This window comes from Curvibacter sp. CHRR-16 (genome assembly GCF_018474005.1).
GTDB lineage: Bacteria > Pseudomonadota > Gammaproteobacteria > Burkholderiales > Burkholderiaceae_C > Allorhodoferax.
The window spans coordinates 252,446-276,622 of the sequence record NZ_JAHCSH010000001.1 but is presented as its reverse complement, the minus strand read 5'-3'; the positions used below and the strand labels follow the sequence as shown (position 1 = coordinate 276,622).

The 24,177-nt window shown below is 58.7% G+C and carries 20 protein-coding genes; 10 read left to right on the top strand and 10 right to left on the bottom strand.

The window, feature by feature from the left end; genetic code table 11:
• The first annotated feature begins 1 nt into the window (after window position 1).
• Window positions 2–928 carry a tRNA glutamyl-Q(34) synthetase GluQRS gene (gene gluQRS, locus KIK84_RS01330; protein ID WP_214121180.1) on the top strand — a complete coding sequence of 309 codons (927 nt, stop codon included), beginning with the start codon at window positions 2–4 and terminating at the stop codon, window positions 926–928.
• A gap of 189 nt (window positions 929–1,117) precedes the next feature.
• Here gluQRS and KIK84_RS01325 read toward each other — a convergent pair whose 3' ends face one another.
• The 7 genes from KIK84_RS01325 to KIK84_RS01295 form a co-directional block, all read right to left on the bottom strand.
• Window positions 1,118–1,621, bottom strand: a complete 504-nt coding sequence (locus KIK84_RS01325) for a hypothetical protein (RefSeq protein WP_214121179.1) — start codon at window positions 1,619–1,621, stop codon at window positions 1,118–1,120.
• A gap of 90 nt (window positions 1,622–1,711) precedes the next feature.
• A complete protein-coding gene (locus KIK84_RS01320; RefSeq protein WP_214121178.1) occupies window positions 1,712–2,140 on the bottom strand; it encodes a hypothetical protein in 429 nt (142 codons plus the stop codon).
• A gap of 163 nt (window positions 2,141–2,303) precedes the next feature.
• Window positions 2,304–2,576, bottom strand: a complete 273-nt coding sequence (locus tag KIK84_RS01315) for a hypothetical protein (protein WP_214121177.1) — start codon at window positions 2,574–2,576, stop codon at window positions 2,304–2,306.
• A gap of 241 nt (window positions 2,577–2,817) precedes the next feature.
• On the bottom strand, window positions 2,818–4,308 hold the full coding sequence (locus tag KIK84_RS01310) for an ABC transporter ATP-binding protein (protein ID WP_214121176.1): 1,491 nt from the start codon (window positions 4,306–4,308) through the stop codon (window positions 2,818–2,820).
• Window positions 4,305–5,108 carry an ABC transporter permease gene (locus KIK84_RS01305; RefSeq protein ID WP_214121175.1) on the bottom strand — a complete coding sequence of 268 codons (804 nt, stop codon included), beginning with the start codon at window positions 5,106–5,108 and terminating at the stop codon, window positions 4,305–4,307. Before KIK84_RS01305 ends, KIK84_RS01310 begins: the two co-directional genes overlap by 4 nt.
• A gap of 2 nt (window positions 5,109–5,110) precedes the next feature.
• Window positions 5,111–6,094: an ABC transporter permease gene (locus KIK84_RS01300; protein ID WP_214121174.1), complete on the bottom strand. Its 984-nt coding sequence runs from the start codon at window positions 6,092–6,094 to the stop codon at window positions 5,111–5,113.
• Between the two features lie 12 nt (window positions 6,095–6,106).
• The gene (locus tag KIK84_RS01295; protein ID WP_250207671.1) at window positions 6,107–7,642 is read right to left on the bottom strand and encodes an ABC transporter substrate-binding protein; all 1,536 of its coding nucleotides are present in this window, start codon (window positions 7,640–7,642) and stop codon (window positions 6,107–6,109) included.
• 107 nt (window positions 7,643–7,749) lie between these two features.
• Between KIK84_RS01295 and trmB the strand changes: the two genes are divergently transcribed.
• The 3 genes from trmB to KIK84_RS01280 all read left to right on the top strand — a co-directional run bounded on the left by trmB (window position 7,750) and on the right by KIK84_RS01280 (window position 11,569).
• Complete coding sequence (gene trmB / locus KIK84_RS01290; RefSeq protein WP_214121173.1) at window positions 7,750–8,526, top strand: tRNA (guanosine(46)-N7)-methyltransferase TrmB; 777 nt, start codon at window positions 7,750–7,752, stop codon at window positions 8,524–8,526.
• A 49-nt stretch (window positions 8,527–8,575) separates the two neighbouring features.
• On the top strand, window positions 8,576–9,496 hold the full coding sequence (locus tag KIK84_RS01285) for a pseudouridine synthase (RefSeq protein ID WP_250207670.1): 921 nt from the start codon (window positions 8,576–8,578) through the stop codon (window positions 9,494–9,496).
• A gap of 294 nt (window positions 9,497–9,790) precedes the next feature.
• On the top strand, window positions 9,791–11,569 hold the full coding sequence (locus KIK84_RS01280) for a methyl-accepting chemotaxis protein (RefSeq protein WP_250207669.1): 1,779 nt from the start codon (window positions 9,791–9,793) through the stop codon (window positions 11,567–11,569).
• A gap of 14 nt (window positions 11,570–11,583) precedes the next feature.
• Here the strand turns inward: KIK84_RS01280 and KIK84_RS01275 are convergent, their stop codons facing one another.
• Window positions 11,584–13,419, bottom strand: coding sequence for a bifunctional anthranilate synthase component I family protein/class IV aminotransferase (locus tag KIK84_RS01275; RefSeq protein WP_214121564.1), 1,836 nt, complete (start codon window positions 13,417–13,419; stop codon window positions 11,584–11,586).
• 132 nt (window positions 13,420–13,551) lie between these two features.
• On the opposite strand from KIK84_RS01275, the gene dinG reads away from it, so the two are divergent.
• Complete coding sequence (gene dinG / locus KIK84_RS01270) at window positions 13,552–15,744, top strand: ATP-dependent DNA helicase DinG (protein WP_214121171.1); 2,193 nt, start codon at window positions 13,552–13,554, stop codon at window positions 15,742–15,744.
• Window positions 15,745–15,868: 124 nt separating this feature from the next.
• The gene (locus tag KIK84_RS01265) at window positions 15,869–17,137 is read left to right on the top strand and encodes a sensor domain-containing diguanylate cyclase (RefSeq protein WP_214121170.1); all 1,269 of its coding nucleotides are present in this window, start codon (window positions 15,869–15,871) and stop codon (window positions 17,135–17,137) included.
• A 29-nt stretch (window positions 17,138–17,166) separates the two neighbouring features.
• Here the strand turns inward: KIK84_RS01265 and KIK84_RS01260 are convergent, their stop codons facing one another.
• Window positions 17,167–17,949 carry a ferredoxin--NADP reductase gene (locus KIK84_RS01260; RefSeq protein ID WP_214121169.1) on the bottom strand — a complete coding sequence of 261 codons (783 nt, stop codon included), beginning with the start codon at window positions 17,947–17,949 and terminating at the stop codon, window positions 17,167–17,169.
• 91 nt (window positions 17,950–18,040) lie between these two features.
• Between KIK84_RS01260 and KIK84_RS01255 the strand changes: the two genes are divergently transcribed.
• Together KIK84_RS01255 and KIK84_RS01250 are read left to right on the top strand one after the other, a co-directional pair.
• Window positions 18,041–18,421, top strand: a complete 381-nt coding sequence (locus tag KIK84_RS01255; RefSeq protein ID WP_214121168.1) for a thioredoxin family protein — start codon at window positions 18,041–18,043, stop codon at window positions 18,419–18,421.
• A gap of 217 nt (window positions 18,422–18,638) precedes the next feature.
• Window positions 18,639–19,676 (top strand): LacI family DNA-binding transcriptional regulator, encoded by a 1,038-nt coding sequence (locus KIK84_RS01250; RefSeq protein ID WP_214121167.1) that lies wholly within the window; start codon window positions 18,639–18,641, stop codon window positions 19,674–19,676.
• Here KIK84_RS01250 and alaS read toward each other — a convergent pair.
• The gene (gene alaS / locus KIK84_RS01245) at window positions 19,660–22,311 is read right to left on the bottom strand and encodes an alanine--tRNA ligase (protein ID WP_214121166.1); all 2,652 of its coding nucleotides are present in this window, start codon (window positions 22,309–22,311) and stop codon (window positions 19,660–19,662) included. The two genes, KIK84_RS01250 and alaS, sit on opposite strands and share 17 nt — an antisense overlap.
• Window positions 22,312–22,472: 161 nt before the next feature.
• Here alaS and KIK84_RS01240 point away from each other — a divergent pair, with 161 nt between their 5' ends.
• Together KIK84_RS01240 and KIK84_RS01235 are read left to right on the top strand one after the other, a co-directional pair.
• Window positions 22,473–23,246: a GntR family transcriptional regulator gene (locus KIK84_RS01240; protein ID WP_214121165.1), complete on the top strand. Its 774-nt coding sequence runs from the start codon at window positions 22,473–22,475 to the stop codon at window positions 23,244–23,246.
• Window positions 23,247–23,258: 12 nt separating this feature from the next.
• Window positions 23,259–24,176 carry a dihydrodipicolinate synthase family protein gene (locus KIK84_RS01235; RefSeq protein ID WP_214121164.1) on the top strand — a complete coding sequence of 306 codons (918 nt, stop codon included), beginning with the start codon at window positions 23,259–23,261 and terminating at the stop codon, window positions 24,174–24,176.
• Window position 24,177 lies beyond the last annotated feature (1 nt).

Genomic DNA, 24,177 nt, shown 5'->3' with positions numbered 1-24,177 from the left:
TGTGTACCGTGGCCGCTTTGCACCCTCCCCCACCGGCTTGCTGCATGCAGGCTCGCTGCTGGCTGCACTGGCCAGCTGGCTGGACGCCCGCGCCCACCACGGCGTGTGGCTGGTGCGCATAGAAGACGTGGACACCCCGCGCTGCGTGGCAGAGGCTGACCAAACCATACTGCAGCAACTGGCCGCCTGCGGGTTGGTGAGCGACGAGCCCGTGCTGTGGCAAAGCCAGCGCAGCAGCGCCTACCAGCAAGCCCTGGCCCAACTGCAAGCAGCCGAGCTGGTGTACCCCTGCTACTGCTCACGCAAAGCCATAGCTCAGGCAATGGAGCAACGCGGGTACGAACGCCACCGCCACGGCGAACTGGTCTACCCCGGCACCTGCCGCCCCGGCCTACAAACCAGCGTACAAGGCCCCCACCGCATACCCGCGTGGCGCTTGCACACCGAGCGCATAGCGCAAGCCACCGGTACACCCGCCGTGCACTGGCAAGACCGCCGCCTAGGCCCCCAGCAGCAAGACGTAGCGCAAGCCGTGGGCGACTTTGTGCTGCAGCGTGCCGACGGCCTGTGGGCCTACCAACTGGCCGTGGTGGTGGACGATGCGGCGCAGGGCATCACTCACGTGGTGCGCGGGCAAGACCTGGCCGACAACACCGCCCGCCAGATCGTGCTGCAGCAAGCGCTGGGCCTGCCCACCCCCAGCTACCTGCACACCCCACTGGAACTGGGCGCCAATGGGGAAAAACTCTCCAAACAAAACGGTGCCGAAGCGCTGCAGCTAGACAGCCCAGAGGCCGTGCAAGCAGCGCTGAACCGGGCGGCACTAGCGCTGGGGCTTACGCCGCGAGAGGGGACTAATGCGGAAATGTTGGCGGCTTGGGTGAAGGAGTGGCGCGCAGTATGGTCACCACTTCTGCTACAGACTTGACCTAGCCAGCGGCTACTTCCTGCTCAGCTAGCGCCAGTATGCGTAAGAGCACCTCGGCGGCATTCAACTTGGGGTTGCTGTTAGTTACGTGCATGTTGTGCAAGCCGATCTCAATTGCATGACACAAGTAGTTGACGTGGTGGTCACCGACCTACGCTGTTTTACGCATAGGTTCGGCGAACTGCAGGGTTATGCACCATGCTTGAGCTTGAGCATGTACCCAAATGCTGTTGCAGTCGCACCAAAAACTGCAGCAGCAAGTAGGCCCAAGATCATTGCACCAGTGGTTGCAACAAAAACGCCCATGAGAACCAGCAGTACAGACCCAACGAATAGCAGCCACAAAGTAACTTTGCTGTGACCCTCGGCTGAATTGGAGTACACCTCCTTCAGGGTGAGCTTGTCGTCGCTATACGAACAGCCAGAAATCAGAGGCTTTGTTCCAGCGTAATACCAGCCGTAAAAGATAGCTACGAGCAGAAATGCCCAAGCCCAACCAAAGAGGACGCCAACACCGATGGATGTGGGAACCGAGACTTTGTAGAAGCGATGAACAAATGCACGAACCTTTGCTTCTGCCACTTCGTCCGCCAAGACGCGGCCCTTGCCGAAGATGCCCCAAGGGAAAAAGACCGTGGTGCCGTTCTTGTCCTTCTTGAAGCTGGCGTTAGTCAAACCGTCAAAATATCCCACTTCTATCTCCTTAATTCATAACATTCAAGTTGAGACACCCGCGGAGCCAGACACTAGCTGGCCGCCGTAGCAAGTCTATTGAAACGAGGATTAGGCGCCAACTGCGGCGCAGACAAGCGATGCGAGTGTGTAAGCAGCCAAGTGGTTTGATGCCGTGTAAGACTGACTCGCGGCAACACGCTTTGGCACATCTACCAACTTGTAGCGCCGCTTGAAGGATTGAAACACCTTTTCAACCTCGCCCTTGGTGCGGGCCGCGCAAACGATGACTTGACACTTCTCTGCCTCGAGTTGTTCGAGAAGCTCCTGGACGATTTCCGGCAGGTCGCCTCGATTGAAGATGCCTACAACGTGCCCTTCTATTTCTAGGGTTGCGATAAAGTCAAGCTTCCGCCCGATAGATTTAAAGCTTAATGGCTTCGCATTCGGGTAGGCGAGTAGAAGCTTGTACAGCAGGTGAAGAGTAGTACTCTTCCCGACACCACTCTTGCCTCGCAGTGAAAGAATTTGCTTCTTCAATTGAGTATTCCTTTAGGTGAAGCTGTTGCACAGTGATAGAAGGAAACTGTCAGGATTTTTGATACCAAACGTTAGATGCAACGAGCTCCGGAGCGCAGCGAAGGGAATAAAAATGCGCAGCATTTTGGCGTCCCGTTGACGGACTTGGAAGGCAGCGGGGCCACTAGTCTTCCTTGCGGTTGTTTGAGAGAACATAGCCAGCGACGGTACCGAGCAGGGCTGAAAGCACCTCGGACTTGAACTCAGGTACGGACACGCTAATGATCAGAAGGCATGGCAGGAATGCGACTTGCCCAAGCGCCTTAAGTGAATTTGGCCCGAACCCGTGGCCATTCTTGTGAAGGTTAGCGAAGACAAGCGCCATTCCAATTAGCATCGCACTACCAGAAATGGCAATGACCATGATTTTTAGTAGATCAGCGGGCGATATCGGCATTCTGTGTCCTTAATTTGTGGCGTAGCAATTACTAATTACCAACGTAATGTGAACAGAAAACCACGGTTAATACCTCCGGATCGCACCGCTACATTCGCTGCAAAAAAATACGCCAAACCCTTGTGAATATTGGGATTTTTTCGAAAAAACCGGTTTTATATGCAGGTATTAATTTTCATAAAGCCCAGCACTCTTTTGCACCAGCCCAATCGCCTACGCCCCAATGTTTGCGAGCAAGTTATTAACTTACGTTAAATAATACAACAACTGAAGGGCGCGCAACATCCCGCCCCCACACCAGTACTTCGTCCGCAACGGCGTGGGCCATATCGGTGTCGTGGGTGATGAGCAGCACGGCGCATTGCAGTTCGTCCACGCAGCGCATCAGGTAGTCCATCACCTGCTGCTGGGTGAAGGCGTCCAGCCTGGATGTCGCCTCGTCCGCCACGATGACCTGCGGCTGCAGCAGCAGCATGCGGGCGATGGACAGGCGCTGCAGTTCGCCGCCAGACACTTGGTGCGGGTAGCGCAGCAAGAGCTCCGCATCGAGCTGCAAGCCCGCTAGCGCCTGCGCCAAGCGTTCGTGGGCGATGCCATGCAAGCGCATCACATCCATCATGGCCTGTCCCAGTTGGCGGTAGGGTGAGAAAGCCGCCAAGGGGTCTTGGTACAGCTTTTGGAACTTCCAGTGCGGTGCGCTGGGGTCTGCGCGCTGCACGACGCCGGCATCGGCGGGCAGCAAGCCCAGCAGCACATTGCCCAGCGTGCTTTTGCCGCAACCACTGGGGCCACACACGGCGGTCACAGTGCCAGCGTGCAATGACAGGCTAACGTCCGCAAAGACGGGCTTGTCGCCAAACGACTTGGCCAGCCCATGCGCCTGCAACACGGGGCTTGCACGATCTGCACTGTGTGCACGGTGCGGCCAGTGGCGCGGCTGCGCTTGCACCAAGGCTTGGGTATGGGGCGACTGGGGGGCTTGCAGCACGGTTTCGCATGGGCCGCTTTCGACCACTGCGCCCTCGTGCATGACCAGCACCTGACCACCTAGCTGGCGGGCCAAGTCCAAGTCATGCGTGACGACCACCAGCGCTTGGTGCAGGGCTTGCGCCATGAGGAGCTGCTGCGCCACCGTAGCCACGGCGTTGCGGTCTAGGCCTTTGGTGGGCTCATCGGCCAGCACCAGAAGGGCATTGGTCGCTGCCGTGCAGGCCAAGCCCACGCGCTGTGCCATACCACCCGATATCTGGTGCAAATACGCCCTGCCCGCATGCCCTACCCCTAGCGTCTGTAGCCAGTGTTGGGCTGTCTGCTGCGCCACAGCCCAGCGCCCTGCAGCGCTGCCGCTGTAGTAGGCGGCCTCGGCCACTTGGGTGCGCAACGGCATGATAGGGTTGAGCGATGCCCACGGCTCTTGCGGCAGCATCATGACGGTGCTACCCCACAGGGCTTGGGTGCGAACTGGATCGCCATCGGTACGGTGCTGCCCGATCTGCACGGCTCCGCTGACCTGCATCTCTGGGGGCAAGGTGCCCATGATGGCGTCGAGCAGCAAGGACTTGCCTGCCCCCGAGGTACCAATGATGGTCAAACGCTCCCCCGCCCGCAACTGGCAGGTAAAAGGGTGCACCAATACCGCACCGGTACTGCGCAAACGCACTGTGAGTTGGTCGGTATGCAAACGCAGATCTGCGCATGTGTTTTGTGTAGTTGGCATGTCGAGCACAGTCATGTGGTTTCTTGCGCGGCTGGGGTGCCCACGAGTAACTGCAGGGCCGCCACGATGAGCAGCAGCAAACCTGCAGGAGCGGCCATCAGCCACGGTGCTTCTTGCCAGTAGGGCAAGGCTTCGGTCATGAGCAAGCCCAGCTCGGCATACGGCGGCAGCAAGCCAATGCCTGCAAACCCCAGAGTGGCCAGCATCAGCACAGCCGACGCAAAGGCATAGCAAAACAAGCGGGCCAAGCTGGGCCCGACTTCAGGCCACACATGCCAGCGCAGCACATAGGCCCAGTCAAAGCCCAACATGTGGCAGGCTTGCACTGGCTGGCCAGCTAGAGTCAAACGCACCTGAGAGCGGGTATAGCGAAAGAACTCCACCCATGCTGTCAAAGTCAGACCGCAGTACAGGCCCCACTTACTGCCGGGGACGATAGCGGCCACCAAAACCACCCACAAAAATGCTGGAATAGCCGTGACGCCATCGGCCAGCATGCGAAGCCCTCTATCCAACCAAGCCCTTTGCCATGCCGCGGCAAAGCCCAGCAAGCTGCCAACGAGCACTGCCACCAAAGAAGTGCCTGCAGCCATTAGCAATGACGTACGGCAAGCTTCCCCCAAGCGGGCCAAGGTATCGCGCCCCAAGTGGTCTGTGCCCAGCCAATGCGCAACACCAGGTGGCTGCAAGATGTTGAGCAAGTTTTGTTGGTGGGGGTGCTGTCCCCACCAAGCGCTAGCCAGTGCAAAACAAGCCACTGCCAGCAGTACCAAGACCCCACCCATGCGAGCGGGTTTTTTGAAGTTTGCAGGCATCCTTACTCTCCCCAATGGGTTGCATTGGTGCGCAAACGCGGATCAAGACCGTGACTGAGCGCATCAAACACCGCGTTGGTTAGCACGAACAGCAGCCCCATGACCAAGGCTGTCCCTTGGATCATGGGAGTATCGCGGGCAATGACTGCATGCACCAAGGCATGACCAATGCCAGGCCATGCAAACAGACTCTCGACCACCACCACCCCTTCCACCAACAGTACCAACTGCATGCCTGCGTAGGTGAGACTGCGCAGCACCATGTCTGGTACGGCATGGCGCCATACTGCCCGGCCATGCGGTAAACCCTTGATGAGGGAAAACAAGAACGCATCGCTGGCAATGCGCTGCTGCAGCGCGTGTTGCATCACCTGCACAAACCCCGGCAACAAGACCAGCGCCAGCGTGCTAGCGGGCAAAACCCAATACTCCACCCCACCATGCCCAGCCACAGGCAACCATTGGGCGTGCACGCCCAAGACCAGCATCAGCAGCAAGCCTGTCAAAAACACTGGCGTCGTACGCAAAGGCAACCACACGCACTGCAGAGCCCGCGCCAGCCTCTGCATACGAGCAGCAGCCAAGCCGACGCTGATGCACAAGGCCAAGACCAAGGCCAGCAGCCACGCCACCAAAGCCAGCACGGTGGTGTGACCCATCAGGTGTTGCAACTCATCCCACACCGGTTCACCACTGACCATGGAGTTGCCCAAGTGCAGTTGCAGCAAATCGAGTAACCAGCGCCACTGCTGCATCCAGATGGGTTGATCCAGCCCCAATTGAGCCCGCACAGACTGGGCCGCAGCGGCATCCACCATGTCATAACCGTAGCGGCTAGCGGCTATGCGAAAGGCCGCATCGCCTGGCAAAGCCTTGGTCATCCAAAAAGTCAGCACCCCCACAGCCAAAGCCACACACGCGGCCTGTACCCCCATGCGCAGGACAAAGTGCAACGCCGTGCGGTGCAGCGTCAATGCAGATTTCATACAGATCCCGCCTTAGCGTTGCCAACGCAAACGGTCGATGCGGTAATCCCGCTCCAAAGGATCAAGGCTTGCTCCTTGCAAACGCTTGCTCGCTGTCGCCGTAAGCTGGTACCACACCACGGGGATGAGGGGTAAATCGGCCTGCACAATGGTCGAAAAAGACCCTCGCAATGCGGAGCGACGCTGGACTTCACTGCTGCGCGAGAGCTGGCCCAGCACATCATCGACCTGCGCACTGCGCCAGCCCATAGCGCCCCAATCGCCTCCTGTAGGGCCAAAGTCTTGCAGCAAAGTGCCTACAGGGTCTGGCACCAAAGCGTAGTTGCGCGCCAGCAAGGCCAGTTCCAGACTGCCGTCTTGGTGGCCCGCAGGAATGTCACTGGAATTGCCCACACGCACCTCCAACGCCACCCCGATTTCGCGCAGCTGGGCTTGGATAGCGGTCGCAATCGCAGGTAACTCCGGGCGGTCTGAGAAGGTGCGCATAGTCAGTCGCACAGCTTGGCCATTGGCGCTGAACATGCCATCGGCCCCCTGCACCCATCCGGCTGCTTGCAATAGCTGGCGTGCCTGCGCTGCATTGCGTTGCAGTGGGGCCAGCCCAGGCACATGCCACTCCGCCATAAAAGGGGGAAACAACTGGGTGGCGGCGGCCTTGGGATCGCGCAAGACTGCAGCACCAATGCCCGCCCTGTCCAACGCCATGCTCAAGGCTTGGCGCACCCGCACGTCTTTGAGCAAAGGGTGGTGCGCATTGACCTTGATGTAAATGGTGCGAGGTACGGGCTGGCTCAAGAGCGTGAGATTGGCATTGCGGCGCAAGCGCTCCAAAGCGGCTGGATCGTGGCTGAACACCAAGTCAGCTTGGCCACTTTCGGCCAGCATGGCGCGTGTTTCGGCCCGGCTTACGGCCAGGTACTGCGCCTGCGCAATGGCTGGTGCGCTGCCCCAGTAAGCAGCGAAACGCTCCAAGGCCATTTTTTGCGGTGCTTGCAGCGACGCCACTTGGTATGGGCCTGTGGCAACGATGCGCTTGACGCTGCCATCGGCGGCGTAGGCCGCCGGAGCCAGTATTTGTGCGCTGCTGTGCGCTAGGTAAGCGGGCAAAGCACCAAACGGTTTGGCCAACTGGATCACCACGTCCGTACCGTCGGCACTGATTTTTTGAATACCCGCAGTGCGCAGCAAGCCAGGCTGCTGCAACGCCAATTCCAAGGAGCGCACCACAGCAGCACTATCGCAAGCCGTACCGTCATGGAATTTCACACCCGAGCGCAAGGTAAAACGCCACTGCAAAGCATCCTTAGAAACTGTCCATCGCGTCGCCAAGGCACCGCGCAGACTGCCATCATCGGCCACATCCACCAATGTCTCGGCCACCCGCATGCGGGTGAACACATAACCCGCTTTGGCTGGGTCTAAACCCGTTATCTCCCAAGGCGCAACGACTTTCAAGCTCTCGGTGGGCGCGGCCAATGCACCACCCAACACCAACGACGTCCCGACCAATACAGCCACGGCATGGACCATGAGTTTTCTTCTATTCATCACCATCTCGCTCATCTATCGCAACAAAATTGCATTTATTCTATTGCAATAGAGTTGCATTAAATGCATTGACCTAGCGAAAAATGGGCTTCGTACAATCGCAGGCTATGAGTACCGATCACGCCCCCACGCCCCACGCGGCAGCCGACAACGAGACCCAACCATATCTGCGCACCATCAAAAGCTTTGTCAAACGCACTGGCCGTATGGGCAGCGGCCAAGCCAAAGCGATGCAAGAGCTAGGCCCCCAGTTTTTGCTACCCTACCAAGCCTCTGCTATCGATTTAGTAGCACCCTATGCAAGCAGGACAAGCTCTAGAGGCCAATCTTTCACCCAAGAAAACCCGCTGATTCTGGAAATCGGTTTTGGCATGGGCGAGGCCACGGCGCAAATCGCCACCACCCTGCCCGACACCCGCTTCCTGTGCTGCGAGGTGCACGAGCCCGGCGTGGGTGCACTGCTCAAACGCATCGGCGAGCAAGACCTGCGCAACATCCGCATCTGCGCGCACGACGCGGTGGAAGTGCTGGACAACATGCTCACCCCCGGTTGCTTGGACGGTGTGCACATCTTCTTCCCCGACCCTTGGCACAAGGCCCGCCATAACAAGCGACGCCTGATCCAATCGCCCTTGGTAGCCAAGCTGGCCGGTCGCCTCAAGAGCGGCGGCTACATCCACTGCGCGACCGACTGGGAGCCGTACGCCCAGCAAATGCTGGAAGTGCTCAGTGCCGAACCTTTGCTGCACAACCCGGCCGCCACCAGCAACCCCGAACTGGGTGGCTATGCCCCCAAGCCGCACTATCGGCCACTGACCAAGTTTGAAAACCGCGGCATCAAGCTCGGCCACGGGGTGTGGGATTTGGTCTTTGTGCGCCGCTAATTACGCCCCGCCATCCGCTGCGGCTGCGTCAATTGGCAGTCCACCTGCCTTGCCACTGCGCGGGGGCCTAGGTGCTAGCCGCGTGGTGCTGCCCAGCTTTGCAAAAGGGCGCGCACCTGCAGCGTGTTTGCTGGACTTTATGGCCCAGCGCTTTGCCAGTGTCAGCCGGGCTGACTGGACGCAGCGCTTTGCCGCTGGCGATGTACTGCTAGCCAACGGCAGCCCTGCCAGCGCAGACAGCCCTCTGCACAGCGGCCAAACGCTGTACTACTACCGCACGGTAGCCGAGGAAAAACCCATTCCTTTTGCAGCCCACGTGCTGTGGCAAGACGAGCATTTGGTGGTGGCCGACAAACCGCACTTTCTGCCCGTAGTGCCATCGGGCCAGTACCTGCGTGAAACGTTGCTGGTGCGTCTCAAAGAGCAGCTGCAATTGCCCCACCTGAGCCCCTTGCACCGCATAGACCGCGACACCGCCGGGGTCGTCGTCTTTGGCGTGCGAGCGCAAGACCGCGGGGCCTACCAGCAACTGTTTCGCCAACGCAGCGTGGACAAGGTGTACGAATGCATCGCCCCCTACCGTGCTGCACTGGCACCTGCCTTGGCACAAGGACTGGAGCGCAGCAGTCGCATCGAGCCATCACCTGCGCACTTCATGCAGCAGTGCGAGGTGGATGCACCGCCCCACCAGCACAACGCCCACACCACCATACGGCTACTGGCACACCAAGGGCAGTGGGCGCACTACCAGTTGCACCCGCGCACCGGCCAGCGCCACCAACTGCGCGTGCACATGGCCGCGCTGGGCCTGCCTATCCGCTACGACGGCATCTACCCCACTCTCACGCCCGAGGGAAGCAGCAACTATGCAGAGCCGCTGCAACTGCTGGCGAGCAGCATTGCGTTTGCAGATCCCATCACCGGTCAACACCGCTTTTTTGCCAGTCAACGCTCCCTGCTGGCGCTGTAGAGTCCTATGCCCCACACCACGCACGCCGAAGTGCCCCTTGGCATGGCCCCAACGCCAAAGGCCAAGTGGATGCGCAAACGGGATTTCGCCTGATCACCAGCCGCGACAAATAGGCTGCTTTAGGGTTGCATGTGGAATGGAGCATTGCGAGCCACCACTTGCTTTGGTTAAAGCATAATTTGTAAAAAGCATATACAAATTTCCGCCAATAGAGGGCTAAGCCCTATAGGATGATGCGCATCCTCCACTGCTAGCCTTTCTATGCTCAAAACCATCCGATTACGACTTGTCGCCATGTCGGTGCTCATTGTGTTTGCCGCAGTCTTGGTACTGGGCGCAATCAGTTACAGCATCGCCAAGGGCTATATCTTGGCCGACCTCAATAACGAATTGGTCACCGTCAGCAAAGCCCAAGGAGACTTGCTTGGGCGTTGGGCGCAGATGCAAAAGCAAATCGTGCAAGGCATCGCAGGCAACTACCAGCAAGCCGATTTGGCACCTGTGTTGCAGCAAAGCACGGTATCGGGCCAGCAGGACTTGGCCTATATCGGCTTTGCCGACAAGCGCATGGTGTCCATCCCGCCCCGTGATAGGCCTGCAGAGTACGACCCAACGGCACGCCCGTGGTACAAGTTGGCCGACCAAGTGGGGGGTGCCGTCATTACCCCGCCCTATATGGCAGCATCCAGCAAAAAGTTGGTGGTGACCTTTGCCTATCCCATCAAAAACGGTGGCACCACGCAAGCAGTAGCCGGTGCCGACGTGACCGTGGAAGACGTGATCAAAGGCATCACCCAGATTCACCCCACACCCAGTGGTTTTGCGTTTCTGCTCGACAAAGACAGCCGCATACTGGCCCACCCCGATGCAGCGCTGACGCTCAAACCCGTGGGCGAGTTGTCGGCTAGCATCACACCCGAAGTGCTGGCACTGGCCAAGCAAAGTGACCAAGAACCGGCCTTGGCTGAGGTGGGTGGAAAAACATTTTTCCTCAAAGCCGTCGCGGTACCGCAAACCGACTGGGTACTGGTCACAGCAGCCGAGCGTGGCGAGGCCTTGGCGCGGCTCAACAATTTGCTCATCAGCATCGTGGTCACGCTGCTGGTGGTGAGCGTGGTGGCTGGCATGCTGGCTACTGGTGCCATCCACGCCTTGCTGCAAGGGCTCACCCACGTGCGCAATGCCATGCTGCAAATTGGCTCGTCCAACGGTGATTTGACCCAACGCTTGCCCATTAAAGGGGAAGACGAGATTGCTGAACTATCGAACGCCTTCAACCAATTTGTCGCCAAGATTGAAGCCGTGATGCTAGACGTGCGCGAGAGCGCATCGTCGATTGCGGTGGCATCATCCGAGATTGCGCTGGGCTCGCAAGACCTGAGCAACCGCACCGAGCGCACCGCCAGCAACATCGCCGAGGTGAGTTCGTCCATGGATCACCTCAATCAACTGGTCAAGCACAGCGCCGACAATGCCCACAATGGCCAAGGCTTATCCCAAAGCTCCGCCCAGTCGGCTGACAAAGGCGGTCAGGTGGTCGAGCAAGTCATTAGCACCATGGCCAACATCACCGACAGCTCGCGCCGCATTGCCGACATCACAGCGGTGATCGACGGCATCGCCTTCCAAACCAACATCTTGGCCTTGAACGCTGCTGTGGAAGCCGCCCGTGCCGGCGAGCAAGGCCGCGGTTTTGCCGTGGTGGCCAGTGAAGTGCGCGCCTTGGCCAGCCGCAGCGCTGAGGCGGCCAAGGAGATCAAACAGCTCATAGGCACCAGCGTAGAGCGGGTGGAAGATGGCAGCCGATTGGTGGGTGAAGCTGGTTTGTCCATGAATGAGATCGTGCAAAGCGTGCGCCAAGTGACGTACATCGTGCAAGAGATCAGCGAAGGCTCGCGCAAGCAAAGCTCGGGCATTGACGAGATTTACACTGCCATTTCTGATCTAGACCAAATGACCCAGCAAAACGCGGCGCTGGTGGAAGAGTCTGCGGCGGCGGCGGCCAGCCTGAAAGACCAAGCAGCCCATTTGGCCCAAGTGGTGGGCTCTTTCAAGCTGGGCGAGCACCGCTAAACCCACACGGCTGCTTACCGAACCAACTGCGCCTGCAACCACCCACGCAGGCTGTTCACAAACGCCACGGCCTGCACGCGGGGCAGGTCGGCCAGCGTGACCACGGCCTCCTGCACACGCCCCTCTTGCAAGGCGATTTGACGCCCCACGCCCCCTAGCAAACCGCACTGCAAAGCCGGTGTGACCCAGTGGCCATCGAGCAGCAGCGCCACGTTGCCGCGGGTGCACTCGGTAATTTCCCCGCGCAGGTTGTAGAGCACGGTGTCAAACACCCCGGCTTGGGTCTGCGCTGCCGTGGGGCCCAGTGCATCGTAGTGCGCACGGTGGGTGGTTTTAAAGCGCACAAACTCGCTATGCGCCCACTCCATGGGTTGGCTGGCCAGCTGTAGCTGCACAGGCTCGGGCGTGGCGTGCATGGCAAAGGCTTGGGCGCTGTATTGCCCACTGCGGCCAAGCAGCAAGCGCACCCGCCACAGACCCTGCGGATGTTGCTGCGCCACGGCTTGCAAAGCCTGGTATGCAGCCTCTTCGCACCAAGGGTAGCCAAAGTGCTGGGCAGCGTGGCGCATGCGTTGCAAGTGCAGTGCCGCATGGCGCAAATGCCCAGCATCCAGCGCCAGCGTTTCCAGCAGTTCAAACGGGGCGCTAGCGCGCTCCAAAAAAGCACGCTTGGCCAGCCATTCGGCCCACTCGGCATCGGCCTGGGCATCCGCAGTGATGCCGCTGCCCACGCCAGATACCCAGCGCGGCGCGGCATCGTCTGCAGCCGCTGTAGACGATTTAGCCACCACCGTGCGGATGCCTACATTGAAGGTGGCATGCCCACCGGGTCGGACAATACCGACTGCTCCACAGTAAATGCCGCGCGGCTCGTCTTCCAACGTGGCGATGTGCTGCATGGCGCGCACCTTGGGTGCCCCAGTGATTGATCCGCACGGAAACAGCGCCGCAAACACATCGCCCAGGGTGATGCCAGGCCGGGTTTGTGCCACCACATCGGACGTCATTTGCCACACGGTGGGCAAGGCCTGCACGGCACACAGGGCAGGCACTTGCACAGTGTGCGGCTGCGCAATGCGCGAGAGGTCATTGCGGATCAAGTCCACGATCATCACGTTCTCGGCCCGCTCTTTGGCCGATGCGGCCAGTGTTTGCGCCGCTTGGGCATCCAGCTCAGGCGTGGCGCCGCGTGCTGCGGTACCCTTCATGGGGCGACTCAGGATGTGCTGGCCATCCCAGTCGAAAAACAATTCGGGCGAAACAGACAACACCTGCTCTGCCTGCGTATCCAACCACAGCGCATAGCTGTTGGGCTGGGCCGCCTGCAGTTGGGCAAACAATCCCCATGCCGCACGGGCTTCCTGCTTGGCATCAGCACTGACTGCTGGGGACGGCTGCGCCAGAGCACTTCCATACAGCTGGGTGGTGTAGTTCACTTGGTAAAGCTCACCAGCGCGTATGGCTTGGTGAATGTGTTCCACACCCCGGGTACACGCCGTGCGTTCCGTGGCACTGCGCCATGCGATGTGCATGAGCGCAGCCTCCTCTTTGGCTTGGGGCAAACACACCGCCGCCTCTGCAGCCTCCAGCGGTTGGTCAAACACCGCAAACCACACCAGCGGCCCCGCTTGAGGGGCAGAGGCCGCCACGGGCTTTACGGCCAGTGCAGCATCCAAACCCGGTGCCGCCTCGTAGCGCACATACCCCACGCACCAACGCCCTTGCAAGGCTTGCTGGTGTACAGCGTCCAAAAGCGCCTGCACTTGGGCCGCGTCACTGGTTTGCAACACCGCCATGGGTTGGGCAAAAGCCCAGCACTCACGCTGATCCGGGTTGCGGGCCTGCACCATGTCCACATAAGCCGTGGGCCATGGCAGTGTGTACTTGCTACGTGTCTGCAAAGAGGAGCTGGCGTTGCTGGCGGAGGAAACAGTCATACAAGATCGATTATCGATCCATCGCCTATAGTCATGGCCTCGCGCATGACTGATTCGATCCCCCTACCCTCTTTGGCATCCAACGCCGCCACGCCCCCCCACCCGAACCCCGCCGCCACGCCTGAGCAGGTAGCGCAGTGGCAGAGCGCTGGGGTGCAAGCGTTTGAGCAAGTGGTGTCGCAAACACCCGGCTTTCGTCGCCGCCAAGGTCAGCACGACATGGCTGAACTGGTGGCGCACACCTTGGCCCGCGGGGATTTGGGTGAGCACGCCGAGCCGCAGCGCTGTATCGCCGTCATCCAAGCCGGTACTGGCGTGGGCAAGAGCGCGGCTTATGCGGCCCCGGCCATCGCTTTGGCGCTGGCGCGCAAGACGCGCGTCATCATCGCCACCGCCACCGTGGCGCTGCAAGAGCAGCTCATGCTCAAAGACCTGCCCGCCTTGGCACGCAGTCTGCCCCAACCCTTTGCCTACACTTTGGCCAAAGGGCGCGGGCGCTATGTCTGCCTGCTCAAGCTCGACCGCTTTGCTGGCACCGGTGCGGGCGAGGACGACTGGTTTGAAGAAGAACGCCAAGCCCTGAGCCAAGGCCAGCAGGAAGAAGAGGACATGCGCCGCCAACACCTGTTCGAGCGCATGGCCCACCTGATTGCCACCGGCCAGTGGAACGGCGACCGCGACCTGCTGGCCGAGCCACCTGACCCACGCGACTGGTCGGTAGTGGCCGCCGAGCGCCACACCTGCACGGTGCGGCACTGCCCGCGCTTCAAAGACTGCAGCTACTACCAAGCGCGGGCGCAATTGGCCGAGTCCCAAGTGATAGTGGCCAACCACGACTTGCTGCTGGCCAGCCTCAATACCAAAGCCCTGCCCGACCTGAGCAACAGCCTGCTGGTGCTGGACGAAGGCCATCACCTGCCTGCCGTGGCACTGGACCAGTTTTCCAGCAGCATGGACTTGTCCAACCTGCGCTGGCTGGACAAAGCGCCCAAGACCATGACGGAGGTAGCAGGTCGCCTCGGGCTGGAGGTGACGCAAGATGTGCATACGCTGGTGAGCGAACTCAAAGCCGCCTTGACCACTTTGGCCCGCATGGCCATGGACATGGTGTGGGCACACACCGGGCGCAACAGCCACGGACAGGGCCAAGACGGCACGCTGCGCTTTGCCAACGGGGTGTTGCCCGAGAGTTTGTTGGAGAGCGTGGAGCAAATCCGCACCATTGCCAGCGCTTTGAGCAAAAGCCTGCAAACATTGGGCACCGACATCAAAGCCGTGGCCAAGGACGATCCCAGTCTGGCCACGATGTGCGCGCAACAGTTTGCGCAACTGGGCAGCATTGCCCCGCGGGTAGGCAGCCTAGTCAGCACGTCCGAACTGCTGCTGGAGCATGGCGAACAGCCCTTGGCCAAATGGCTGCAAGCCCAAAGCGGCAACGGCTTTTTGACCATGACCGCACACGCCTGCCCCATCGTTCCCGGCGACTTGTTGCGGCAGTTTTTGTGGAGCCAGGTGCGCAGCGCCGTGGTGACCAGCGCCACGCTCACGAGCTGCGGCAGTTTTGACTTCTTCTTGCGCGAGGCGGGTTTGCTGGGCAAGCCCGAGGTGCAAACACTGGAAGTGAGCAGCCCCTTTGACTACGCCCGCCAAGGCGAGCTGCAGGTGCGCGCCACCCAAGCCAGCCCCAGCGATGCAGCCGCCTACACGCGCGAAATGGTGCGCCTGCTGATGCAGGACTTAGAGAGTGTGCAGCGCGGTGCTTTGGTGCTTTTTACCAGCAAGGCCCAGATGCAAGCGGCGCGAGAGGCCATCCCCGGCCATCTGCTGGACATTGTGCTGGTGCAAGGCGACCAGTCGCGCACGCGCTTGCTGCAAGCCCACACCAAACGGGTGGCTGACGGTTATCCATCCGTGCTGTTTGGCCTACAGAGTTTTGGTGAAGGCTTGGATTTACCGGGCGAGTTATGCGAAACGGTATTCATTGCCAAGTTGCCCTTTGCCTCCCCCAGCGATCCGGTGGACGAGGCACGCTCCGAATGGCTCAAATCCATAGGACGCGAGCCATTCATGGAGTTGGTGATACCCGCTACCGGCGTGCGCCTGCTGCAGTGGACGGGCCGCGCAATCCGCACCGAAGACGACCAAGCCCGAGTGGTGTGCTACGACAAACGTCTGACGCAAACTGCTTATGGACGCCGTATGCTACAAGGACTTCCTGCCTATGCACTAAAAGCATGAGAATAGTGGTATGCGTATACCCTCTCTTAACCATTGGCTAACTGGTCATCTCTGGCGTCACTGGCGTGGTGCTGCATGGAGCAGTGCGGTAATTATTTTTATTGTGGGCATATGGACTGGTGAAATGATTCACCATGCCCAACAGGAAGAGCACAAAAGTCTGCGTGACAGCCAAGCCAGTACATATCTGTCTATGGTTAGCATGACCATTGATGATGAAGTCCAATCCATGCTGGGCTTTACGAGCGGCTTATCCGCCTATCTGAGCATTCGCAGCAATAAGTTAGACGAATCGGAATTGCAGGCCTTGCTCGCCAAGATTCATACCAACACCAGACACATCAAATATTTCTCAATAGCTGAAGCTTATCAAGTTCGATACATACATCCCTTGCAAGGGAACGAAGCACTGCTCAATGCTGATTTTCGGTCACTCCCCGACCGTTGGCCCTTGGTGGATCGAATTTCACGCACTGGGGAAAGCGCATTGGCAGGCCCAGTCAATTTGCTCCAAGGTGGCTGGGGCATGCCCTACCGGGTTCCTATCATGGTCAATGGCAAATACTGGGGCATGCTCGGTGCCACGATTGATGCGACTTCATTTTTCGAGACGATTGAAACCAAGGTATACCACCCAGGTTTTGATCTGGGCATCAAGGGCGTTGATGGCAAAGGCTTACAGGGCGGCATGATTTGGGGTGATAGCGATCTATTCACCCAATCTGACAGCCGATTCCAATTGATTGATATCCCCGGTGGGCAGTGGGCAATTGGCATTCGCCAACACCCCGATGCATCCGATAAGACATTGCGTTGGCGCACACGTTCCATCAGCATTGGACTGAGTGTGTTGGCTGCCTTGCTCCTGTACTCGCTCATCAATAACCATGTGAAATTGGCCGAACAGGCCATGCACGACAGCCTGACCCAACTCCCCAATCGCGCGCTGTTCATGGAGAAAGCCCACACAGCGCTGTCAGCAGCTAGTCGGCAAGCGAACGCGCAATCAGCATTGCTATTTGCCGATTTAGATGGTTTCAAATCCATCAACGATGCCTATGGCCACAAGACCGGAGACGCCGTGCTGCAAGCCGTAGCACAGCGCATACGCCACATCGTGCGCCCACACGATACCGTGACACGCTGGGGCGGAGATGAGTTCATTATTTTGCTCACCCAAATCCCCCCCGAAGGCTTGCAGGACATCATCGCGCGCTTGCGCAATGCGGTAGAGCAACCGATTGCCTACCAAGGCAATGTGCTCCACATAGGACTGTCGATTGGCTACGCTATCTACCCTGACCAAGCCCAGAACTTTGACCAACTGATCCACCTTGCCGATCAGCATATGTATGCTGAAAAGCAAGGCCGCAAAAGCCTTGGCCCTGCGTAAGGACAGCCACTGACGATCAGTGGCTAGGCTTACTGTTCAACGAACGCGCGTTCCACCACGTAGTGTCCTGGTGTGGTGGTGTTGCCTTCCACAAAACCACGGGCGTTGAGAATATCGCGCATGTCTTTGTTCAGACCGGGACTGCCGCAGATCATGATGCGATCTGTCTCAGGGTTGAGTGGGGGCAAGCCCAAGTCTTGCTGCAGCTTGCCGGACTCCAACAGCGTTGTAATACGGCCTTGGTTTTCAAAAGCTTCGCGTGTCACCGTAGGGTAATACAGCATTTGCTGGCTCACGATGTCGCCCAAAAACTCGTGCTTGGCCAATTCGGTCTTGAACAAATCGTAGTAGGCCAACTCCTTGACCTCGCGCACACCGTGAACCACGATGACTTTCTCGTACTTTTCGTACGATTCTGGATCACGCGCCACGCTCAAGAAAGGGGCCAAGCCCGTACCACTACCCAACAGATACAGGTTCTTGCCAGGCAGCAAATAGTCAATCAGCAAAGTGCCTGTGGGTTTGCGACCTACCACAATCTTGTCACCGGGCTTGATGTGCTGCAGTTGGGAGGTCAAGGGGCCGTCTTGCACCTTGATGCTCAGAAACTCCAGATGCTCTTCGTAATTGGCACTGGCAATACTGTATGCACGCAGCAGTGGCTTGCCGTTCTCTTGTTTGAGGCCAATCATGGTGAAGTGGCCATTGGAGAAACGCAGGCCAGGGTCACGCGTGGTAGTGAAGCTGAACAAACGATCGGTCCAGTGGTGGACGCTGAGGACGGTTTCTTCGAGAAAAGCGCTGCTGCTCATGGGAATCTTGCGTTTTAGGCTGGAAAATAGAAGTCGATCATTGTAAAACTTCATACCCAACGGGTTTGATATACCCATATTGATTAAAGTCATGAGCCCCAGTGCCTCAGCGCCCCCCTCCTCCCCAAGCAATGGCACTCTGTTGCAAGTGGTATGCCTTTGTGCGGCTTGGTGTGGAACCTGTAAAGACTACGCAACAACGTTTGCGCGTATTGAACAGGAGTACCCACAGTGCCAGTTTCGCTGGATCGACATAGAAGACGAGGCCGATCTTGTCGATGATTTTGAAGTAGAAAACTTCCCGACGATTGTAGTGATACGCGATGGCTCAGTCCGCTTTGCCGGCACCCTCTTACCGCATGCAGAAACGCTCAAACGCTTACTTCAAAACCACTGCCAAACGCTAGCCGAACGTGCCATCAGCGACGAGCAAACTCAGTTATTAGGGCGTCGAATTCTCGCAAAATGGTAATGAATATTAAATTTAAATATCCACTAAAAATATACAAAATCGTCACAAATTAATAATATAAAAGTTACGGTAAAGTAAATACAACGTAATTCGCAAACTCAAAAAAGCAACGCCAGCTTGTGACAATTGGTTTCAAATGCAGTGAGCAGATTACTCTAGAATCGTTTCCGCCCTGCAAAAACCCTCCCTATAACCGATAACTAATACTATATTGAATATGCGTAAAAATACCGTCACGTTGGCCGATATTGCGCAAGTAGCTGGTGTCTCTGCCATGACTGCCTCACGGGCACTCAACCAACAAGCAGGCGTATCAGCCAAAACTCGCGAACTCATTATCAAACTCGCGAATGAAATGGGATATGTTGCGAACCTGAGCGCACAAAAATTGTCTTCGGGAAGAAGCCATGTGATTGGCCTATTAACAGCCAATTTGAGTTCATCCACTTTGGGTGGTTTGGCGAGTGAAATCGTGAAAACGGCCGCCAGTCACCAATATGAAGTGGTCATATACCCGGTCATGGATCAAACAGTGCGTCCACACCAGACAGTGATGCACCTGATGCAGCAATTCACCGACGGCATCATCGCCTTGTGGCCACACGACCATGACTTTTTGGATCAGCTCAAAAGCACCCAGCACCCAGTGGTCACGATAGACAGTCGCAGTGACAACAACCCCTTCATCACCATCGAAGCCGATAGTTACGGCGGTGGCCGCATGGTCATGGAACATTTGGCCAAGCTAGGACACTACCGCGTAGCCTTCGTAACTGGCAAAGAGGGCCTGAGTTCAGCCCGTGAACGCAAGCGCGCTTACCAAGATGCGACTTTGCTGCACAAACTCGACACCGACCCCGAACTCATTTTGCAGGGGGACTTTTCCTTTGAAAGTGGACAAGTAGCAGCCAACCAAGTGTTGGCCATGGACAACCGCCCCACTGCCGTATTCGCCTCCAATGACAAAAGCGCCATGGGTCTGATTTATGGTCTGCAGCAAGGCGGCTTGCGCATTCCACAGGACATTTCCGTGGTTGGTTTTGACGACATGCCCGGTTCCGCGCACATCTATCCCGGTTTGACCACTGTTTCTCAGCCACTGGCTGACATGGGTCGCGCCGCTGTCAACAGCTTGCTGGCCCATATGGCAGGACTGGAAAGCCCCACCAAATCCATCACTTTGCCAGTGCAACTGGCGCAGCGTAATTCCACCGCTGCGCCAGCCGCGCCGTCTACCTCTATACCTTGGCGCTAACCCAAGCCTGCACGCTGGCCAGGGCACTGGCCAGTTTGGCAGGCTCGGTACCACCAGCCATGGCCATATCGGGCTTGCCGCCGCCTTTGCCACCCACTTGGCTGGCCACAAAGTTCACCAACTCACCGGCCTTGACCTTGCCAACACTGTCGGCAGTCACACCAGCGGCCAGCTGAACCTTGTCACCCTCCACCGCCGCCAGCACGATGGCCGCGGTCTTGAGCTTGTCTTTGAGCTTGTCCATGGTATCGCGCAGGGTCTTGGCATCGGCTCCTTCCAGCTTGGCAGCCAGCACCTTGATGCCCTTGACGTCCACCGCCTGGGTCAACAACTCATCGCCTTGGCTGGAAGCCAATTTGCCCTTGAGGGCCGCGATTTCTTTTTCCAGCGACTTCACTTGATCCAAGATTTGGCCTAGGCGTGAACCCAGCTCGGCCACGGGTGCTTTGACCACCGCGGCGGCGGCGTTCACAGTGCCTTCGAGGTCTTGCAGGTACTGCAAAGCACCAGCGCCGGTAACCGCCTCGATGCGGCGCACGCCAGCGGCCACGCCGCCCTCGGACACGATCTTGAACAGGCCAATATCGCCAGTCGCTTTCACGTGCGTACCGCCGCACAGCTCGGTGGTGCTGCCGATGTCGAGCACGCGCACGATGTCGCCGTACTTCTCACCGAACAGCATCATCGCGCCGGTTTGCTTGGCGGACTCGATGTCCATCAGGCGTGCATGGGTGGCGGCGTTGGCCAGTACCTCGGCGTTCACGCGGGCTTCGATCTCGCGGATTTCAGCATCGGTCACCGGCGCGTTGTGGGCAAAGTCAAAACGGGTGCGCTCGGCGTTGACCAAGCTGCCCTTTTGCTGCACGTGCGTGCCCAGCACTTCGCGCAGGGCTTTGTGCAGCAAGTGGGTGGCGCTGTGGTTGCGCATGGTAGCGGCGCGCTGGGTGGCGTCCACATGGGCGGTGACGGCATCGCCCACCGACAGGGTGCCTTTTTCTACAGCACCGTGGTGACCGAACACGTCGGCCTTGATCTTTTGTGTGTCAGCCACGGCGAACAGGCCGGCATCGCTGAAGATGGAACCGGCATCGCCCACCTGACCACCGCTCTCGGAATAGAAAGGCGTGGTCTCTAACACCACCACACCACTCTGACCTGCCTTCAGGCTTGCGACGCTTACGCCATCGGCATAGAGCGCTACCACTTTGGTGCTGCTGGTCAGTGCGTCATAGCCCACAAAGGTGTTGCCAGCGCCGGTGTATTCCAGCGCCTTGTCCATTTTGAACTTGCCTGCAGCGCGGGCTTGGGCTTTTTGGCGTTCCATGGCTTCTTTGAAACCCGCTTCGTCCACTTGTACATCGCGTTCGCGGCATACGTCGTTGGTCAAGTCCAGTGGGAAGCCATAGGTATCGTGCAGCTTGAAAGCCACTTCACCAGCCAGCATCTTGGAACCGTCAGCCAACGCTGCATCCAAAATTTCCATGCCATTGGCCAGTGTTTCGTAAAAGCGCTCTTCCTCCACGCGCAGCACGTCGGTGATGCGCTCTTCTTGCGAGGCCAAGTTGGGGTAAGCAGCGCCCATCAGTTGCACCAAGTCTTTGACCAGCTTGTGGAAGAACGGGGTCTTTTTGCCCAGCTTGTAGCCGTGGCGGATGGCGCGGCGCACGATGCGGCGCTGCACATAGCCTCGGCCTTCGTTGCTGGGGATCACACCGTCACTCACCAAGAAAGCGGTCGCGCGGATGTGGTCGGCGATCACGCGCAGGCTCTTGTTTTCCAAGTCGGTGCAGCCGGTTTCGCGGGCAGCGGCTTTGATGAGCGTGTCAAACAGGTCAATCTCGTAGTTGCTGTGCACGTGCTGCAAGATGGCAGCCAAACGCTCCAAGCCCATGCCGGTGTCCACGCAGGGGGCGGGCAGCGGGGTCACCGCGCCGGTCTCGTCCATGTTGAACTGCATGAACACGTTGTTCCAGATTTCGATGAAGCGGTCACCGTCTTCGTCCGGGCTTCCTGGAGGGCCGCCGGGGATGTGGTCACCGTGGTCGTAAAAGATTTCCGAGCAAGGGCCGCAGGGGCCGGTGTCGGCCATCATCCAGAAGTTGTCGCTCTTGTAGCGCCCACCCTTGTTGTCGCCAATGCGGATGATGCGGTTCTCTAGGCGGATGCGCTCGGGCGTCCAACCAGACTTGACGAAGATGTCTTCCCAAATGGCGTAAGCCTCGTCGTCTTCCAAGTACACAGTGGCGTACAGCTTCTCGGCAGGTAGCTTGTACACCGTGGTCAGCAGCTCCCAAGCCCAGTTCAGGCTTTCCTTCTTGAAGTAGTCACCAAAGGACCAGTTGCCCAGCATTTCAAAGAAGGTGTGGTGGCGCGCGGTGTAGCCCACGTTTTCCAAGTCATTGTGCTTACCACCAGCACGCAAGCAGGCTTGCACCGACGCGGCACGCACATACGAGCGCTTGTCCGTGCCCAAAAACACGTCTTTGAACTGCACCATGCCGGAGTTGGTGAACATCAGGGTCGGGTCATTGCCCGGCACCAGCGGGCTGGAGGCCACCACGGTATGGCCTTTGGCGGCAAAGAAATCCAGAAAGGTCTTGCGAATATCGGCGACGCTCATTACTGGCTGTGTCATGGCAGCGGGTCTCGTTGTTGGTTGGGTTGGTTTTGTCAAACCTCCTATTATCGCCGCACTCACTGCATGGGTTTATGCCCAGGGCCTCTCATTGGAAAGTCCAGCTTTGGCGAGGGTTTGTACGGTGGGATTTGCTTTGACAGGCAACTAACATGTTAGTCATGCCAGCAGCCATCAAAGCCTCTTCTGCCCCGCACAGCGGCAACGCATTGGCTGCCGAATCCAGCCAGCGGGCAAAGGCGTACCAAGAGTTCACACAGCAAATACTGCAAGGCGGCATTCGGGCTGGACAGTTTGTGTCACAGCGCCAACTGATGGCCCTGCTGGATATGCCGCTGGCCGCAGTGCGTGAAATGATTCCCCGGCTCGAAGCCGCAGGTTTGGTGCGCACGGTGCCCCAGCGCGGGCTGCAAGTAGCCCCCGTCGACTTGCACCTGATCCGCAACGCCTTTCAAGTGCGCAGCATGGTGGAACGCGAAGCCATCAGCCACTTTGTGCACAGCGCCAGCGACCGTGAGCTAGCCCAGATAGCCGAGCAGCACCACGCCATATTGCAACGTGCCCGCGCGGCTCAAAAAAACGGCACGCCTGACCCACAACTGCTCAGTGACGCCCAGTCCTTAGACTGGGGTCTGCACGACCGCATGGTCGATGCGCTGGGCAACGACATCATTTCCGAGCTGTACCGCGTCAACACCCTGCGGGTGCGCCTGATTCGCTTGGAGCACAGCGTGATTACCCCAGCCCGGTTGATCCCCGCCATGCAAGAACACCTGGACTTTATTGCCGCCCTGCAGCAGCGCGACAGCACCGCTGCCGTAGAGCTGCTGCAAGCGCATATCCGCAGCGCCCGTGACCGGGTGCTGCATGCATCGCTGGACCAAATCCACCAAGAGTGGGCCGCAGAGCCCACCACCACACCCCCAAACCCATGAGGAGACACCCCCTTGCCCACCCCATCGATACGCGGCCTTTGGCCCGCATTGCTCATCCCCGTTCACGCTGACGGCAGCGTGGACACCCCGCGTGCCATCGCGCACGCACACCACCTGCTGGGCAGCGGCTGCGACGGCATCACGCTGTGCGGCACCACGGGCGAGGGCTTGGCCTTTACCGTGGCCGAGCGCAATGCACTGCTCGAAAGCATGCTGGGCAGCGGCATAGGGCCACACCGCATCGTGGTGACCACCACCGCCTTGGCACTGGCCGATGCCATCGAGCTAGGCCAGCACGCCGCCCGCTTGGGGGTGCACCGGCAGATGTGCATGCCCCCGTTTTATTTCAACAACCCCAGCGATGACGGCGTGATGGACTTTTACCGCCAGTTGATTGAGGGCATTGGCGACGAACAATTGCAACTGCTGCTCTACCACTTCCCAGCCATCAGCACTTATGGTTTCAGCCACGACACCATTCGCACGTTGGTTGAACGCCATCCTCAGCACATTGCGGGCATCAAAGACAGCAGCGGGGACTTGGAACACTCGCTCGGTCTGGCGCGGGCTTTTCCGCACCTGTCGGTGCTGGTCGGTAGCGAACCGCACGTAGCCCCCACCATGTGTGTCGGTGGGGCCGGTTCTATCAACGGCATGGCCAACATCGCTCCACGCCTGATGCAGCGCGTCATGGCCAAGCCCCATGCGGTATCCCCTGCAGACAGTCAAACCATTAACGACTTGCTGGCAATACTTTTCTTCAAGCCCAGCGTCTCTTTCATCGCTGCCTACAAGGGCATGCTGGCCGAACAAACCGGTGACGATGCTTGGCTACGGGTACGCACGCCGCTCAGTGCCATGGAATCCACCGATTTGCAAACCCTGCGCAGCCGCTATCGTGCACTGGGCACGGCATTGAACAGCCTGTAAA

Excerpts from the sequence above, each read along its gene's own strand:
- KIK84_RS01255 (WP_214121168.1), top strand. The coding sequence starts at position 18,041 with ATGAGCCCCAGTGCCTCAGCGCCCCCCTCCTCCCCAAGCAATGGCACT.
- dinG (WP_214121171.1), top strand. The coding sequence starts at position 13,552 with ATGACTGATTCGATCCCCCTACCCTCTTTGGCATCCAACGCCGCCACG.
- KIK84_RS01275 (WP_214121564.1), bottom strand. The coding sequence starts at position 13,419 with ATGGTGCAGGCCCGCAACCCGGATCAGCGTGAGTGCTGGGCTTTTGCC.
- KIK84_RS01315 (WP_214121177.1), bottom strand. The coding sequence starts at position 2,576 with ATGCCGATATCGCCCGCTGATCTACTAAAAATCATGGTCATTGCCATT.
- KIK84_RS01300 (WP_214121174.1), bottom strand. The coding sequence starts at position 6,094 with ATGAAATCTGCATTGACGCTGCACCGCACGGCGTTGCACTTTGTCCTG.
- alaS (WP_214121166.1), bottom strand. The coding sequence starts at position 22,311 with ATGACACAGCCAGTAATGAGCGTCGCCGATATTCGCAAGACCTTTCTG.
- trmB (WP_214121173.1), top strand. The coding sequence starts at position 7,750 with ATGAGTACCGATCACGCCCCCACGCCCCACGCGGCAGCCGACAACGAG.
- KIK84_RS01295 (WP_250207671.1), bottom strand. The coding sequence starts at position 7,642 with ATGAATAGAAGAAAACTCATGGTCCATGCCGTGGCTGTATTGGTCGGG.
- KIK84_RS01250 (WP_214121167.1), top strand. The coding sequence starts at position 18,639 with ATGCGTAAAAATACCGTCACGTTGGCCGATATTGCGCAAGTAGCTGGT.
- KIK84_RS01280 (WP_250207669.1), top strand. The coding sequence starts at position 9,791 with ATGTCGGTGCTCATTGTGTTTGCCGCAGTCTTGGTACTGGGCGCAATC.
- KIK84_RS01240 (WP_214121165.1), top strand. The coding sequence starts at position 22,473 with ATGCCAGCAGCCATCAAAGCCTCTTCTGCCCCGCACAGCGGCAACGCA.
- KIK84_RS01265 (WP_214121170.1), top strand. The coding sequence starts at position 15,869 with ATGATTCACCATGCCCAACAGGAAGAGCACAAAAGTCTGCGTGACAGC.
- KIK84_RS01310 (WP_214121176.1), bottom strand. The coding sequence starts at position 4,308 with ATGACTGTGCTCGACATGCCAACTACACAAAACACATGCGCAGATCTG.
- KIK84_RS01260 (WP_214121169.1), bottom strand. The coding sequence starts at position 17,949 with ATGAGCAGCAGCGCTTTTCTCGAAGAAACCGTCCTCAGCGTCCACCAC.
- KIK84_RS01305 (WP_214121175.1), bottom strand. The coding sequence starts at position 5,108 with ATGCCTGCAAACTTCAAAAAACCCGCTCGCATGGGTGGGGTCTTGGTA.